General features: G+C 74.3%; 13 protein-coding genes and 1 pseudogene. 8 read left to right on the top strand and 6 right to left on the bottom strand.

The genetic code is table 11. The features are described 5' to 3' along the window. Positions 1–42 precede the first annotated feature (42 nt). The 3 genes from ACWEVO_RS12295 to ACWEVO_RS12285 all read right to left on the bottom strand — a co-directional run bounded on the left by ACWEVO_RS12295 (position 43) and on the right by ACWEVO_RS12285 (position 3,695). Positions 43–1,869, bottom strand: a complete 1,827-nt coding sequence (locus ACWEVO_RS12295) for an AMP-dependent synthetase/ligase (protein ID WP_452307602.1) — start codon at positions 1,867–1,869, stop codon at positions 43–45. 121 nt (positions 1,870–1,990) lie between these two features. Continuing rightward, positions 1,991–2,941 (bottom strand): terpene synthase family protein, encoded by a 951-nt coding sequence (locus tag ACWEVO_RS12290; protein WP_452307601.1) that lies wholly within the window; start codon positions 2,939–2,941, stop codon positions 1,991–1,993. 124 nt (positions 2,942–3,065) lie between these two features. Further along, a complete protein-coding gene (locus tag ACWEVO_RS12285) occupies positions 3,066–3,695 on the bottom strand; it encodes a TIGR03085 family metal-binding protein (protein ID WP_452307600.1) in 630 nt (209 codons plus the stop codon). 114 nt (positions 3,696–3,809) lie between these two features. On the opposite strand from ACWEVO_RS12285, the gene ACWEVO_RS12280 reads away from it, so the two are divergent. Further along, positions 3,810–5,684, top strand: coding sequence for an ABC transporter ATP-binding protein (locus ACWEVO_RS12280; protein ID WP_452307599.1), 1,875 nt, complete (start codon positions 3,810–3,812; stop codon positions 5,682–5,684). Next, the gene (locus ACWEVO_RS12275) at positions 5,681–7,477 is read left to right on the top strand and encodes an ABC transporter ATP-binding protein (RefSeq protein WP_452307598.1); all 1,797 of its coding nucleotides are present in this window, start codon (positions 5,681–5,683) and stop codon (positions 7,475–7,477) included. Before ACWEVO_RS12280 ends, ACWEVO_RS12275 begins: the two co-directional genes overlap by 4 nt. A 136-nt stretch (positions 7,478–7,613) precedes the next feature. On the opposite strand, the gene ACWEVO_RS12270 is transcribed toward ACWEVO_RS12275, so the two are convergent. The 3 genes from ACWEVO_RS12270 to ACWEVO_RS12260 are packed head-to-tail and all read right to left on the bottom strand — an operon-like array spanning position 7,614 to position 9,690. Further along, positions 7,614–8,213: a TetR/AcrR family transcriptional regulator gene (locus ACWEVO_RS12270; RefSeq protein WP_452307597.1), complete on the bottom strand. Its 600-nt coding sequence runs from the start codon at positions 8,211–8,213 to the stop codon at positions 7,614–7,616. Continuing rightward, positions 8,213–8,968, bottom strand: coding sequence for an ABC transporter permease (locus ACWEVO_RS12265; RefSeq protein ID WP_452307596.1), 756 nt, complete (start codon positions 8,966–8,968; stop codon positions 8,213–8,215). Before ACWEVO_RS12265 ends, ACWEVO_RS12270 begins: the two co-directional genes overlap by 1 nt. Continuing rightward, the gene (locus ACWEVO_RS12260; RefSeq protein ID WP_452307604.1) at positions 8,965–9,690 is read right to left on the bottom strand and encodes an ABC transporter ATP-binding protein; all 726 of its coding nucleotides are present in this window, start codon (positions 9,688–9,690) and stop codon (positions 8,965–8,967) included. The genes ACWEVO_RS12265 and ACWEVO_RS12260 overlap by 4 nt, the downstream gene beginning before the upstream one ends. Before the next feature lie 109 nt (positions 9,691–9,799). Here ACWEVO_RS12260 and ACWEVO_RS12255 point away from each other — a divergent pair, with 109 nt between their 5' ends. The 6 genes and pseudogenes from ACWEVO_RS12255 to ACWEVO_RS12230 all read left to right on the top strand — a co-directional run. After that, positions 9,800–10,189, top strand: a complete 390-nt coding sequence (locus tag ACWEVO_RS12255; RefSeq protein ID WP_452307595.1) for a MerR family transcriptional regulator — start codon at positions 9,800–9,802, stop codon at positions 10,187–10,189. Then, complete coding sequence (locus ACWEVO_RS12250) at positions 10,186–11,190, top strand: aldo/keto reductase (RefSeq protein ID WP_452307594.1); 1,005 nt, start codon at positions 10,186–10,188, stop codon at positions 11,188–11,190. The genes ACWEVO_RS12255 and ACWEVO_RS12250 overlap by 4 nt, the downstream gene beginning before the upstream one ends. Before the next feature lie 152 nt (positions 11,191–11,342). Further along, a pseudogene (locus ACWEVO_RS12245) lies at positions 11,343–12,017 on the top strand (phosphoribosyl-AMP cyclohydrolase); the annotation flags it as partial. Positions 12,018–12,197: 180 nt separating this feature from the next. Continuing rightward, entirely contained in the window at positions 12,198–12,632 is a 435-nt protein-coding gene (gene hisI / locus ACWEVO_RS12240; RefSeq protein ID WP_452307603.1) for a phosphoribosyl-AMP cyclohydrolase, read from the top strand. Continuing rightward, positions 12,629–14,182 (top strand): anthranilate synthase component I, encoded by a 1,554-nt coding sequence (locus ACWEVO_RS12235; protein WP_452307593.1) that lies wholly within the window; start codon positions 12,629–12,631, stop codon positions 14,180–14,182. The genes hisI and ACWEVO_RS12235 overlap by 4 nt, the downstream gene beginning before the upstream one ends. Beyond that, positions 14,179–14,602: Trp biosynthesis-associated membrane protein (locus ACWEVO_RS12230; RefSeq protein WP_452307592.1), on the top strand; the 424-nt coding region annotated here is incomplete at its 3' end. The genes ACWEVO_RS12235 and ACWEVO_RS12230, both read left to right, overlap by 4 nt.

The following is a 14,602-nucleotide window of genomic DNA, read 5'->3' as shown; positions in this document are numbered from 1 at the left end:
GCCGTGCCCCACCGTCCCGGGGCACGGCCGTCGGGCGGACCGTCACAGCTCGGCGAGGCTGCCCGCGTACATTTTCTCGATCTCGCTGGCGAAGTTGCTCTCCACGCCCCGCCGCTTGATCTTCAGCGAGGGGGTGATCTCACCGTCCTCGATGGTGAGGTCGCGGGGGAGGATGGCCACCTTCTTGATCGTCTCCCAGCGGTTGAGCTTGGCGTTGAGCTCCGCCACGTACCCCTCCACCATCTCCCGCGCCTCCGGCGAGCTGACGATGTCGGCGTAGTCCTGGCCCTCCAGCGGGCCCCCGGCGGCCCAGCCCTTGATCGCGTCCGGGTCGAGGGTGACCAGCATGGTGCAGTAGTTGCGCGCCTGCCCGATGACCACGGCCTGCGAGGTGTACGGGCAGATCGCCTTGAACATGCCCTCGATGTGCGACGGGGCGATGTACTTGCCGCCCGAGGTCTTGACCAGGTCCTTCTTCCGGTCGGTGATGCGCAGGTAGCCGTCGTCGTCGAGGCTGCCGATGTCCCCGGTCCGGAAGAAGCCGTCCTCGGTGAACGCGGCGGCGGTCTCCTCGGGCAGGTTGTGGTAGCCCCGCATGACCGGTCGACCGCGGACCAGGATCTCGCCGTCGCTGTCGATCCGGCACTCCAGGTCGCCCATCGCCGTGCCGACGGTGCCGATGCGCAGCCCGTCGGGCGGGTTGACGAAGTTGCCCGCGCTGGTCTCGGTGAGGCCGTACCCCTCGGAGATGGGCAGGTTCGCGGCGGCGAAGAAGGTGGCGATCTCCTTGCTCAGCGGGGCCGCGCCGGAGACCAGCACCCGGATCCGGCCGCCGAGCCGGGCCTGGAGCTTGCTGAAGACCAGCTTCTCGGCCAGCGCGTACCTCAGCCGCAGCCCGGCCGGGACCGGCTTGCCGGCCTGCTCCAGGGCGACCTTCTCCTTGCCCACCGCGACGCCCCAGGCGAAGATCTTCGCCTTCGCGCCACCGGCGTCCTGCGCCGTGGTGACCGCCTTGTTGTAGACCTTCTCGAAGACCCGCGGCGCGCCGCACATCAGCGTCGGCCGGACCACCCCGAGCAGGTCGACCAGCTTCTCCACCCGGCCGTCGACGTAGGTCGGCAGCCCGACGTGGGTGGCGCCGCAGAGCAGCGTCTTGCCGAACGAGTGGGACAGCGGCAGCCAGAGGTACTGCAGGTCGTCGGCGTGCAGCAGGCCCAGCTCGGCCTGCGCCACGCCCTCCCAGCACCAGCCGCCGTGCAGCAGCTCGACGCCCTTGGGCCGGCCGGTGGTGCCCGAGGTGTAGATCAGGGTGGCCAGGTGGTCCGGGCCGATGCCGGCGACCAGCATGTCGATCAGGTCGGGTTCGTTGGCCAGCGCCTGCCTGCCGCGCTCCTCCAACTCGGCCAGGGTGAGCTGCGGGACGGCGGCGGCCGGGTCGGGCTCGCCGTCGAAGAGCACCACGTGGGTCAGCGCGGGCAGCGTGGCGCCGGCGATCTTCGCCGCCTGGGCCGGGTTCTCCGCGAAGAGCACCCGCGACCCGGAGTCGGCGATGATGTACGTCGCGTCCTCCGGCTCGGTGGTCGGGTAGACGGTGGTGGTGGCCCCGCCGGCGCACATGATGCCGAAATCCGCGATCACCCAGTCCAGCCGGGTGTTCGCCAGGATCGCCACCGGGTCCTCCAGGCCGACGCCGAGGCCGTGCAGCCCCGCCGCGACCGCCCGGGCGCGCTGCCCGACCTGCTCCCAGCTCAGCCAGACCGGTCCGGAGTCGTCCGGGGCGGGGTGGGCGAACGCGGGCCGGTCGGGGGTCTCGGCCACGCGCTTGAGGAACATGTCGGGGATGGAACGGTACGGTACATCGAGAGCCATCGTTGTAGCCGCCTTCAACGGTGGGGGAACGTGACGGGGGTCACGGCATTTTGCGGTTACCGAAGAGTATTGCCTGTACCCGGGGAGCGGCTAGCCCTACGTGGGGCCGGCATCGGGCAGGTCAGGCGTATCTCGTTGCCTGGAGCGACCAGTCGTAGGTGGCCCGGATCCAGTTGCGCCGGGTGGTCAGGAAGGCGTGGACCCCCTCGTCGCCCGTCGCGGCGAACTCCGCCGCGCGCTCCGCGTACGCCACCAGGCCGTCGTTGAACCGGTCGGCCGCCGCCCGCAGCGCCGCCTCCTCGTCCGGACCGCCCTCGCGCAGGATGGTGGCGACCAGGTTGTGCGCGTCCGGCGCGTGGTCCCGCTCCTTGCCGTAGGAGAAGAGGTCGTTGCACCAGCAGACCAGGTCGGCGGCGAGGGCGTCCAGCGCGGCCAGCGCCGGCTCCGCCCGCCGGCCGGCCGCCGGCAGCCCGTCGTACGCCAGGTCGGTGAGGGTGAAGCTGGGCCGCACCCCGCCGGTGTGCCGGCGCATCTGCACGTACTCGGCCACCCCGGGCACCCGGCCGTGCTCCCGGTTGGCCGCCTCCCAGAGCAACGCCAGCAGGTATTCGCGCAACTGACTGACCAGGCGCAGCAGCAGGGTCGGCCGCTGCCGGGCGCGGACCCGCCGGCACAGGTCGTCCAGCGCGACGCCGAGCGGCCCCGCCTCGGCCGGCACCGGGACGTCCGGATCGCCGTGCCGGTCGAGCACGTCCAGCAGGCCCGCCACGGTGGGGGCGAGCCGGGTCGGGCTGGCGCCCAGCCCGTCCTCGTCGCAGGCGTCGTCCATCACGAACAGCCAGGAGATCAGGTCGGTGAGCAGGCGCAGCCGCTCCACCGGCGCGTCCGGGCAGGCCCGGGCGGCGAGTTCGGCCGGGTGGGCGCCGCTCAGCCGGCGCAGCGCGGCGGTGGTGTCGAGCAGCCGCAGTCCACGTACCCATTCGGCGCTCTCGGTGGCGACCAGGTCGACGGCGGCGTGCCGGCGCGCCGGGAAGGGGGGTTCGCGCAGTGCCGAGACGGCGAAGCTCCGCATCGTGCTCCCTTGTCCGCCGCCCGAGGTGGGGCGGCGGCCAGGAGCGTACGGCACCAGCGATCGGCTGCCGTCGTTGGGTGAATCAGGTTTCAGATCGGCCGGGTGACCGGTTCCGCACAGTCGGTCAGAGGCCCAGGTCGGCCGTGCGCAACCGTTCGGCCGGCGCGGCCGCCCCGTCCACCTGCACCCGGGCCACCCGCTGCCGGCCGGAGAGGAACAGGATCAGCTCGCCGGGCGCGCCGACCAGCCGCAGCCGCTCGCCCCCGCGCCCGACGGCGAGTTCCCCGAAGCCGGGTCCCTGCACCAGCAGGGCGGCCGGGAACCGGCGCAGCGCCATCCGGGCCAGCAGCGCGCCCCGCTTCCAGAGCACCGCCTGCAGCCCGGCCGGCAGGTCGCGCGGCAGCCACCCCGGCCGGGCCCGGCGCACGTCCTCGTGGTGGATGAAGAACTCCACGGTGTTGACCAGTTCGTCGGTGAGCGGGTTGCTCAGCGGGCTCCACACCGGCGGGCGGCGGACCCGGGCCACCAGCTCCGCGTACGGGCCGGCCGCCACCCGGCGACGGACCCCTTCGGCGTAGCGGCGCAGCGGCGGCAGCACGATGCCACCCGCGGCGTCCGGCCGGCGCTCGCGGACCAGCAGGTGCGCCGCCAGGTCGCGGGTGTTCCACCCCTCGTCGACCGTCGGCGCGTCCGGTCCCACTTCCAGCAGCAGATCGGCGAGCGCCTCGCGCTCCGATCGGGCGTACCGCGGCATCCCCCGATCGTAGGTCGCCGACGTGACGGTGGACATATCCGGGCCGGGTCGGCAGAGCTGGCGCCGAGCGGTAAGGATGAGGGAGAACAAGGCGGCTTACGGCGGGGGAGTGCGTTGGCGAGCGGGACAAGTCGGGACGTCCTCGGCCGGGGACTGCGGGTGCTCGGCCAGGCCATCCGGGAACAGCCGAGGATCTTCGCGGTCGCGGTGGCCGGCAGCGTGCTGTTCGGCTCCATGGTCATCGCCAGCGCGTACGTCGTCGGCGGGGTGGTCGGCAAGGTGGTGGTCCCCGCCATCGCCCGCGGCTCGGTGACCGCCGGGGTGCTCGCGCTCGCCGCCGCCGCGCTCTTCGGGATCAGCGTGCTGCGGGTGATCGGCATCTTCGGCCGTCGGCTCGGCGCCGGCTACATGCAGTACCGGCTCCAGGCCGCCTACCGCCGCCGGGTCACCCGCCGCTACCTCGACCTGCCGCTGGCCTGGCACCACCGCAACGCCACCGGCACGCTGCTCTCCAACGCCAACTCCGACGTGGAGGCCGCCTGGTACCCGATCGCCCCGTTGCCCTTCGCGGTCGGCACCCTGGTGATGCTGGTCGGCGCGGTGGTCTCGCTCTTCCTCACCGACTGGGCGCTCGCCCTGGTCGGCCTGGCGGTCTTCCCGGCGCTCTTCGCGCTCAACGTGGTCTACTCCCGCCGGATGGCCCCCCGCCAGGCCCGCGCCCAGCGGCTGCGGGCCGAGGTCAGCGGCATCGCCCACGAGAGCTTCGACGGCGCCCTGGTGGTCAAGACGATGGGCCGCGAGGCGCAGGAGACGGAGCGCTTCGCCGCCCGCGCCGGCGAGCTGCGCGACGCGCTGATCGCCGTCGGCAGGCTGCGCGGCGTCTTCGACCCGATGCTGGAGACCCTGCCCAGCCTCGGCACCCTGGCCGTGCTGGTGGTCGGCGCGGTCCGGCTGCGCCAGGGGGCGATCGACGTGACCGAGCTGGTCAGCGTCGCCTTCCTCTTCACCGTGCTGGCCTTCCCCGTCCGGGCGATCGGCTGGGTGCTGGCCGAGCTGCCGCGCAGCGTCGCCGGCTGGGACCGGGTCCGCCGGGTCCTCGACGCCACCGGCGAGATGCCGTACGGCGAGCGGACCCTGGACCCGGCCACCCCGACCCCGGCCACCCTCGCCTTCCACGACGTCCACTTCGGCTACGAGCCCGCCGAGGCGCACCTGCCCGGCACCGAGGTGCTCGGCGAGGTGACCTTCACGGTGCCCGCGGGGAAGACGGTCGCCCTGGTCGGGCCGACCGGGGCCGGCAAGTCCACCATCACCTCCCTGGCCGTACGCCTGGTCGACCCGCGGGCCGGCGCCGTCACCCTGGACGGCGTCGACGTGCGGGAGCTGACCGCCGCCTCGCTCGCCTCGACCGTGGCGCTGGTCGCCCAGGTGCCGTTCGTCTTCGACGACACCGTCCGGGCCAACATCAGCCTGGACAGGCCCGGCATCGGCGACGAGGAGGTCTGGGCGGCGCTGCGGCTGGCCGAGGCGGACGGCTTCGTGGCCGCCCTCCCCGACGAACTGGACACCATGGTCGGCGAGCGGGGCACCTCGCTCTCCGGTGGCCAGCGCCAGCGGCTCACCCTGGCCCGCGCGCTCGCCGGCCGCCCCCGGCTGCTGGTGCTCGACGACGCGACCAGCGCCGTCGACCCGCGCGTCGAGGCGGCCATCCTGGCCGGGCTGCGCGCCCCGGGCGACGGCGGCGCCCCCGCGTCGATCCTCGTGGTGGCGTACCGGCGGGCCACCATCGCGCTCGCCGACGAGGTCATCTACGTCGAGCACGGCCGGGTGGTGGCCCGCGGCACCCACACCGAACTGCTCGCCACCGTGCCCGGCTACGCCGACCTGGTCACGGCGTACGAGCAGGCCGAGCAGGAACGCGAGCAGACCCGCACGTACGACGAGGTCACCCCGCTGACCTCCGGCCTGGAAGTCGAGGTTGACCGGTGAGCGCGAGTACGACGACGGCCGAGGCCGCCGGACCGGCGGAGCGGGTCGAGTCGACCTGGCGGACGCTGCGGCGGGGGCTGGCGCTCTCCCCGGAGCTGAAGACCGGGCTGGCCGGCACCCTGGCCCTGGCGCTGATCTACATGGTCGGCCGGGTCGCCGTGCCGGTGGCCGTGCAGCGCGGCATCGACCACGGCATCGTCGGCGGACTCGACCTGGACGTGGTCTCGCTGACCGTGGTGGTCACCGCCGCGGTGCTGGTGGTCACCACCACCTGCGGGTACCTGATGATGCGCCGGCTCTTCACGGTCAGCGAGACCGCGCTCGCCGGCGTGCGCACCCGGGCGTTCCGGCACGTGCACGACCTGTCGATGCTGCACCAGCAGTCCGAGCGGCGGGGCTCACTGGTCTCCCGGGTCACCAGCGACGTCGACCAGATCACCCAGTTCCTCCAGTGGGGCGGCGTGATCCTCATCGTCAACCTCGGCCAGCTGGTCGTCACCACCGCGGTGATGCTCGCGTACTCCTGGCAGCTCACCCTGGTGGTGCTCGCCGCGTTCGCCCCGGCGGTGCTGGTGATCCGTCTGCTCCAGCGCCGGTTGGCCGGCGCGTACGGGTTGGTCCGGCAGCGGATGGGCACGCTGCTCGGGACCATCGGCGAGAGCGTGGTCGGGGCGCCGGTGATCCGGGCGTACGGGATCGCCGGCCGGACCGCCCGGCGGCTGGACGCGGCGATCGAGGGGCAGCGGCAGGCCCAGCAGAAGGCCATCCGGATCAGCATCCTGGGCAGTTCGGTGGGGGAGCTGGCGGCCGGCCTGGCCCTGGCCGGCGTGGTGGTGGTCGGGGTGAACCTCGGCGTGGACCGCACCCTCTCCATCGGTCAGCTCACCGCGTTCCTGTTCCTGGTGACGCTCTTCATCCAGCCGGTGCAGATCGCCACCGAGGTGCTCAACGAGGCGCAGAACGCGATCGCCGGCTGGCGCCGGGTGCTCGACGTGCTGGACGTCGCGCCGGACGTGGCCGACCCGGGAGAGCAGGGCCGGGAGCTGCCCGCGGGCCCGCTGGACGTCCGCTTCGCCGGGGTGACCTTCGCCTACCCGGGCGGGCCGCCGGTGCTGCACGACGTGACCCTGGAGATCCCGGCCAAGAGCCGGGTGGCGGTGGTCGGCGAGACCGGCAGCGGCAAGACCACCTTCGCCAAGCTGCTCACCCGGCTGATGGACCCCACCGAGGGCGAGGTGCTGCTCTCCGGGGTGTCTCTGCGCCAAGTCCGGTTCGACTCGCTGCGCTCGCGGGTGGTGATGGTGCCGCAGGACGGCTTCCTCTTCGACGCCACGGTGGGGGACAACGTCCGCTTCGCCCGGCCGGAGCTGACCGACGCGCAACTCACCGCCGCCTTCACCGAGCTGGGCCTGGCCGACTGGCTGGACGGGCTGCCGGCCGGGCTGGACACCCCGGTCGGGGAGCGCGGCGAGGCGCTCAGCGTCGGCGAGCGGCAGCTCGTGGCGCTGGCCCGGGCGTACGTCGCCGATCCGGATCTGCTGGTGCTCGACGAGGCGACCAGCGCCGTCGACCCGGCCACCGAGGTACGCCTCCAGCGCACCCTGGACGCGGTGACCCGCGGCCGGACAACCCTGGCCATCGCCCACCGGCTCTCCACCGCGCAGGCCGCCGATGAGGTGATCGTGGTGGACCGGGGCCGGATCGTCCAGCGCGGCCCGCACGACGAGCTGCTCCGGGACCCGGATTCCGTCTACGCCCTGCTCTACGCCTCCTGGCTGGAGCAGACCCGCTAGCGCGGACCCCGTTCCGGCGTTGGCCTCGGCTCCGGCCCGCCTCCGGTGTGCCGGGGCGGGCCGTGGCGCGTCCGTTGCGAGCGGCGTCTTGTGCGGATCGACCGCCCGTCGCCCGCCGTCGGCGTGGTCAGCGGCCTCAGCTCTGATCCAGCGGGCCGGTGAGGTAGCGCTGCACGGTCGGGCCGATCGTGGCGGCCAGGGTGTCCGGGGACGCGGAGGCGACCGGCTCGAGGCGGATCACGTACCGCATCATGGCCAGGCCGGCGATCTGGGTGGCCACCAGCGCGCCCCGCAGCGGCACCTCGGCCGGATCGAGGTCGAGCTGGTCGACGACCCGGCGCAGGACCTGGGTGACCAGGAACTCGCGCAGCAGACGGGCGGTCCACTGGTTGCTCACCGCCGAGCGGAGCAGGGCCACGGCGGCCGCGCCGACCGGGGAGTCCCACACGGCGAGGAAGGTGCGGACCAGCCGTTCGCCGACCTCGTCCGGGCCACCGGCCAGCACCCGCGGCACCAGTTCGGCCGGGTCGACGGGGATCGACACGGTGGCCCGGAACAGTTCCTCCTTGGTGCCGAAGTAGTGGTGCACCAGCGCCGGATCCACCCCGGCGGCGGTGGCGATCGCCCGGATCGAGGCGGCGTCGAAGCCGCGCTCGGCGAATGTGGCCCGCGCGGCCGTGAGGATGGTCTCGCGGGTGTCGGGGTTGCCGGGACGCCGGCCGGTGCGCCGCACCATCACCCGCTGCGCCGGCGCAGCGTCGCGGCGGCGAGCACCAGCGCCGCCACCGCCGCCCCACCGACGATCGCCACGTCCCGCCACATCGTCCCGGTCGGGTCGGCGTGCGCGCCGACCTCCTGGAGCGCCTCCACCGCGTACGACAGGGGCAGCACGTCGCTGATCGCCTGGAGCCAGCCGGCCATCTCGCCCCGGGGCACGAACAGCCCGCAGAGCAGCAGCTGCGGCAGCACCACCACCGGCATGAACTGCACGGCCTGGAACTCGGTGCGGGCGAACGCGGAGCAGAACAGGCCGAGCGCCACCGCCAGCACCGCGTTCACCCCGGCGATCATGACGACCAGCCAGAGGCTGCCGGCGGTGTCCAACCCGAACACCTGGTACGCCACCAGCGACGCGATGGTGGACTGGAGCACGCCGGCCAGGCCGAACGCGATGCCGTAGCCGAAGAGCAGGTCGAGCTTGCCCAGCGGGGTGGTGAGCAGCCGTTCCAGCGTGCCGGTGGTGCGCTCGCGCAGCATGGCGATGCTGGTCACCAGGAACATGATGATGAACGGGAAGAAGCCCAGCATGATCAGGGCGACCTGGTCGAAGACGGTCGGCTGCCCCGGCGGGGTGGGCTGGTCGACGTACATGAAGTAGACCAGGGTGAGCAGCACGGTGGGCACCACGACGAGCAGCGCCACCGTGCGCTTGTCGTGGCGGAGCTGGCGCAGGATCCGCCCGGTGGTCGCGGCCAGGATGCGGGGGTTCACGACGCGGCCTCCTGCTCGCTCGCCCGGATCAGCCGGAGGAACGCCTCCTCCAGGTCGTCGACGCCGGTGCTGGCACGGACCGCGTCCGGGGTGTCGTCGGCGACCAGCCGGCCGTCCCGGATCAGCAGCAGCCGGTCGCAGCGGGCCGCCTCGTCCATCACGTGGCTGGACACCAGCAGCGTGGTGCCGGCGTCCGCCATGGCGTGGAACCGGGCCCACAGGTCGGCGCGGAGCACCGGGTCCTGCCCGACGGTGGGTTCGTCGAGGATGACCAGCTCCGGCTCGCCGACCAGGGCGCAGGCCAGCGACGCCCGGCTGCGCTGCCCGCCGGAGAGGGTGCCGACCAGTTGGTCGGCGGCCTTCGCCAGGCCGACGTCGGCCACCGCCCGGTCCGCGTCGGCCCGGCCCCGCCCCTGGAGCACCGCGAAGTAGCGCGCGTTCTCCCGCACGGTCAGGTCGGCGTAGACGCTGGGCGCCTGGGTGAGGTAGCCGACCCGGCGCCGCAACTCGGCGGCGCCGGCCGGTCGGCCGAGCACGGTCACCGTGCCCGACGAGACCCGCTGCACCCCGACGACGGCCCGCATCAGGGTTGTCTTGCCGCTGCCGCTGGGCCCGAGCAGCCCGGTGACCGTGCCGCGGGGCACCGTGCAGGAGATGCTCTGGAGCACCCGCTGCCGGCCCCGGTCGACCACCAGGTCACGGACCGACACCGCGTCGTCCACGCCCGCCTCCGGAAAACTCATCAACTGTTGAACTCAACGCTAGTTGAGTTACCGCCCGGCGCGCAACGGGGTTGACTTCGAGTGCGCTCGAACTGGAAGCCTGGGGGACGTGGACATCAGCACACGGGAGATGAGCCTCACCGTCGGTGAGGCGGCGGAACGGGTCGGCCTGACCACCTACACGCTGCGCTGGTACGAGCAGGAGGGCCTGGTCGCCCCGGTCGGGCGGGACTCCTCGGGCCGCCGGCGCTACACCGAGTCCGACGTCAACTGGCTGTTCCTGCTCACCCGGCTGCGCCGCACCGGCATGCCGGTACGGGACATGCGCCGCTACGCCGAGCTGGCCCGGCAGGGCGACCGGACGCTCGGCGCGCGACGGGCGCTCTTCGAGGCGCACCGCGCCCGGGTGCTGGCCCGGATGGCCGAGCTGACCGAGGACCTCAAGGTGCTCGACCACAAGATCGACGCGTACCGCAGGGCGGAGGAGGAGCTTCGATGATCAAGCGACGGGTGGGCGCGACCGGCCCGGAGGTCTCAGCGATCGGCCTGGGCTGCATGGGCATGAGCTTCGCGTACGGCGGCGGCGACGACGCCGAGTCGACGCGGACCCTGCACCGGGCCCTCGACCTCGGGGTCGACCACCTCGACACCGCCGACATGTACGGCTTCGGCGCCAACGAACGGCTGCTCGCCCCGGTGGTACGGGCCCGGCGGGACGAGGTCTTCCTGGCCACCAAGTTCGGCAACCGCAGCCGCGGTGACACCTTCGGCGGCACCGGCACCCCGGGCGCCTACGTGGACAGCAGCGCGGCCTGGGCCCGGGAAGCCTGCGACGCCTCGCTGGGCCGGCTCGGGGTGGAGACCATCGACCTGTACTACCTGCACCGGCGCAACCCGGAGACGCCGATCGAGGAGACCGTCGGCGCGATGGCCGAGCTCGTCAAGGCGGGCAAGGTACGGCTGCTCGGCCTGTCCGAGGTGAGCCCGGAGACGCTGCGGGCGGCCCACGCCGTGCACCCGATCTCGGCCGTGCAGATGGAGTACTCCCTGTTCAGCCGGGACGTCGAGGGGAAGATGCTGGCCACCTGCCGGGAGCTGGGGGTGGCGCTGGTGGCGTACTCGCCGATCGGCCGGGGGCTGCTGACCGGGGCGATCACCAGCCGGGAGCAGCTCGCCGAGGACGACTGGCGGCGCAACGTGCCGCGCTTCGCCGAAGGCAACCTGGACGCCAACCTCAAACTCGTCGAGGCGGTCCGCGAGGTGGCCGCCGAGATCGGCTGCACCCCGGCCCAGGCGGCGTTGGCCTGGGCGCTCGACCAGGGCGAGGACGTGCTGACCATCCCCGGCACCAAGCGGGTCCGCTACCTGGAGGAGAACGTCGCCGCGGCCGACGTCCGGCTGACCCCCGAGCAGCAGCGCCGGCTGCGCGAGGCGGTGCCGGCCGGGGCGGTGGCCGGAGAAAGGTACACCGAGGCAGGAATGCGAACCGTGGGGCACTAGGCGGACAGGGAGTCCGCCAACGGTCATTGCCACACTCATGGGACGTCCGGCACGATGGCGCAGTGGATCACGCTCCGCTGCCGGAGGGCGCCTTCCTCGAGGAATGGGCCGCCCGCCTGCGGCAGGCCGCCGACCGTCCCGTCGTCGGCATCATGCTGCGGGGCAGTCACGCCCGCCGCGCCGCCACCGAGCACAGCGACGTCGACGTCGACGTGCTGGTCGCGGCCGAGGAGGACCACCCGGGCGACGAGCCGCGCGGGTCCGCCGCGCCCCACCCCGGGCCGGCGGGCCCGGCCGCGTCCGGTGCCCCCTACGCGGCCCGGCGGGCGTACCTCGCGGAGTTCGCCGGGCGCCTGGTGCACATCTCGGTGGCCGCCCGCGACGTCCGGTCCTGGGTCCGCCGGCTCGGGCAGCCGGCGGACTGGGCGTTCGGGTTGCCGGTCACCGCGCCGGCCCGGCTGATCTGGGCCGTGCCCGAGTGGCGGCGCCGGATCGACCTGCCGGTGCTCTGCCAGCCCGCGGACGAGCCCCGGCTGGAGGAGCTGATCGCGACCCTCGGCAAGGTCGCCGGCGCCCGGTGGGCCCGCGACACCGTGGGCGTCCGGCTGGCCGCCGCCGACCTGGCCCGGCTCTGCCCGTCCGTGCTGCGGCTGGCCAACCCGTCGGTCCGGGTGGCCTCCCGCCGGGCCGCGCTGGCCGCCGCGCTGGACCTGCCGGTCGCCCCGGCCGGCTACCGCGACGACATGCTGCTCTGCCTCGGGCTGCGGCCCGGCACCGCCGCCGAGGTGGCCGCCGCCGCCGGCCGGCTGGTCGGCGGGATCGTCCCGCTGATCCGCCCGTACGCGGAGGAGATCGCCGCGGTGGGCGGGGTGGACCTGGCGGACGCCCTGGTAGACGGCCGGCTGGACCGCTACCTGGGGCAACTGGGCCGGGCGCTGGGCCGTTCGGCGCCCGCCTCCCGGGACGCGGCGGCGGTGCCGGGGCCGCGTGCGGGAGAATGGTCAACCGTGCCCGCCTCTGACGCGCCGGTGACCGGCGCCTCCACCAGCCCCGGCGGCGCCGCGGCCCCCGGCCCGGCCCGCCCCTCCCGCCTCGACCCCGAGATCGCCGCCCGGCTGCGCCGTACCCCCGACGGGCTGGTCGCCGCGGTGGTCCGCCAGCACGACTCGGGCGAGGTGCTGATGGTCGCCTGGATGGACGACGAGGCGCTGCACCGGACGCTGACCACCGGCCGGGCCACCTACTGGTCGCGCAGCCGGCAGGAGTACTGGGTCAAGGGCGCCACCTCGGGCCACCACCAGTACGTCCGCTCGGTCGCGCTCGACTGCGACGGCGACGCGCTGCTGGTCAGCGTCGACCAGGTCGGGGCGGCCTGCCACACCGGGCAGCGCACCTGCTTCTTCACCGAGCTTCCGGTCAGCGCCCCGGAGGCCACCTCATGACGGACGGCACGGTCAGCCCGGACCAGGGCACCTTCGCCGACCTGGCGGCCCGCTGGCGGGTCGTGCCGGTCACCCGCCGGTTGCTCGCCGACGCGGAGACCCCGGTCGGCGTCTACCGCAAGCTCGCCGGCGGCCCGGGCACCTTCCTGCTGGAGTCCGCCGAGCAGGGCGTCGGCTCGGCCGGGATGGCCTGGTCCCGCTACTCGTTCATCGGGGTCCGCAGCGCCGCCACGCTCACCGAGCGGGACGGCACGGCGGTCTGGGCGGGCGCCCCGCCGGCCGGCGTACCGGCCTCCGGCGACCCGGTGGCGGTGCTGCGGGAGACCGTCGCCGCGCTGGCCGGCCCCGCCTGGGACCCGGCCAGCGGCATGCCGCCGCTCACCGGGGGCATGGTCGGCTACCTCGGCTACGACCTGGTCCGTCGCTTCGAGCAGCTGCCCGAGCTGACCGAGGACGAGCTGGACGTGCCCGAGCTCGGCATGATGCTCGCCACCGACCTGGTGGTGCTCGACCACTACGACGGCTCGGCGATCCTGGTCGCCAACGCCGTCCTGCCCCCGCTGGACGCGCCGGACCGGCCGGCGCTGGTCGCGGCGGCGTACCACCACGCGGTGGGGCGACTGGACGCGATGACCACCGCGCTGTCCCGACCGATTCCGCCCATGATCTCGACCGTCGCCCGACCCCCGGTCGGCGACGTGGTCAGCCGGACCCCCGACGGTGGCTACCCGAAGGCCGTGGAGGCGGCCAAGGAGGCGATCCGGGCCGGCGAGTGCTTCCAGATCGTGCTCAGCCAGCGCTTCGAGCGGGCCACCCACGCCGACCCGCTCGACGTCTACCGGGTGCTGCGCACCACCAACCCCAGCCCGTACATGTACCTGCTGCGCTTCGACGGGTTCGACATCGTCGGCTCGTCGCCGGAGGCGCACCTCAAGGTGAGCACCGGTGCGGACGGGCGGCGCCGGGCCCTGCTGCACCCGATCGCCGGCACCCGGCCGCGCGGCGGCTCCCCGGAGGCCGACGCCCGGCTCGCCGCCGAGCTGCTCGCCGACCCCAAGGAGCGCGCCGAGCACGTCATGCTGGTCGACCTGGGCCGCAACGACCTGGGCCGGGTCTGCCGCCCGGGCACCGTCGAGGTGCCGGAGTTCGCCACCATCGAGCGGTACAGCCACGTCATGCACATCGTCTCCACCGTGGTCGGGGAGCTGCGCGAGGATCGCACCGCCTTCGACGCGCTGGCCGCGACCTTCCCCGCCGGCACCCTGTCCGGCGCGCCCAAGGTCCGGGCCATGGAGATCATCGAGGAGCTGGAGCCGGCCCGGCGCGGCCTCTACGGCGGGACCGTCGGCTACTTCGGCTTCGGTGGCGACCTGGACATGGCGATCGCCATCCGGACCGCGCTGATCCGCGACGGCCGCGCCTACGTGCAGGCCGGGGCCGGGGTGGTGGCCGATTCCGATCCCGCCGCCGAGGACCAGGAGACCCGGAACAAGGCCGCCGCCGTGCTCGCCGCCATCGCCGCCGCCGAGACCCTGCGGCCGGCCCGATGAGCGGGCCGACGCAGGGCAGCGTACCGGCCGGGTCGCCCGCCGCGCGGGGCCGGCGCGAGCTGACGTACGCGGTGCTGCTCTGCCTGGCCGGCGCGGGGCTCGCCCTCTGGGCGGTGACCCGGACCTGGTCGGTCGAGCTGACCGCTCGGGGATCGCTGCCCCCGGCGCGGCACTCCCGCACCGGCGCGGACCTGCTCCCGTGGGTCTCCGCGCTGGCGCTGGTCGGGCTGGCCGGTGGGGGCGCGGTGCTGGCCACCCGGGGCCGGGTCCGGCGGCTGCTCGGCGGCCTGCTGACCCTGGTCGGCCTCGGGGTGGCGGCCGGCGGCGGCTACGGCCTGACCGGGGCGGGGGTGAGCCGGCAGTGGTGCCAGTCGGGCCGGGCGTCGACCGCGCCCCGGGCGTTGCGGCTCACCCCGAGCT

This window comes from Micromonospora sp. NPDC003776 (assembly GCF_053605645.1).
The sequence above is the reverse complement of the archived record's forward strand: the minus strand, read 5'-3'. Positions and strand labels throughout refer to the sequence as shown.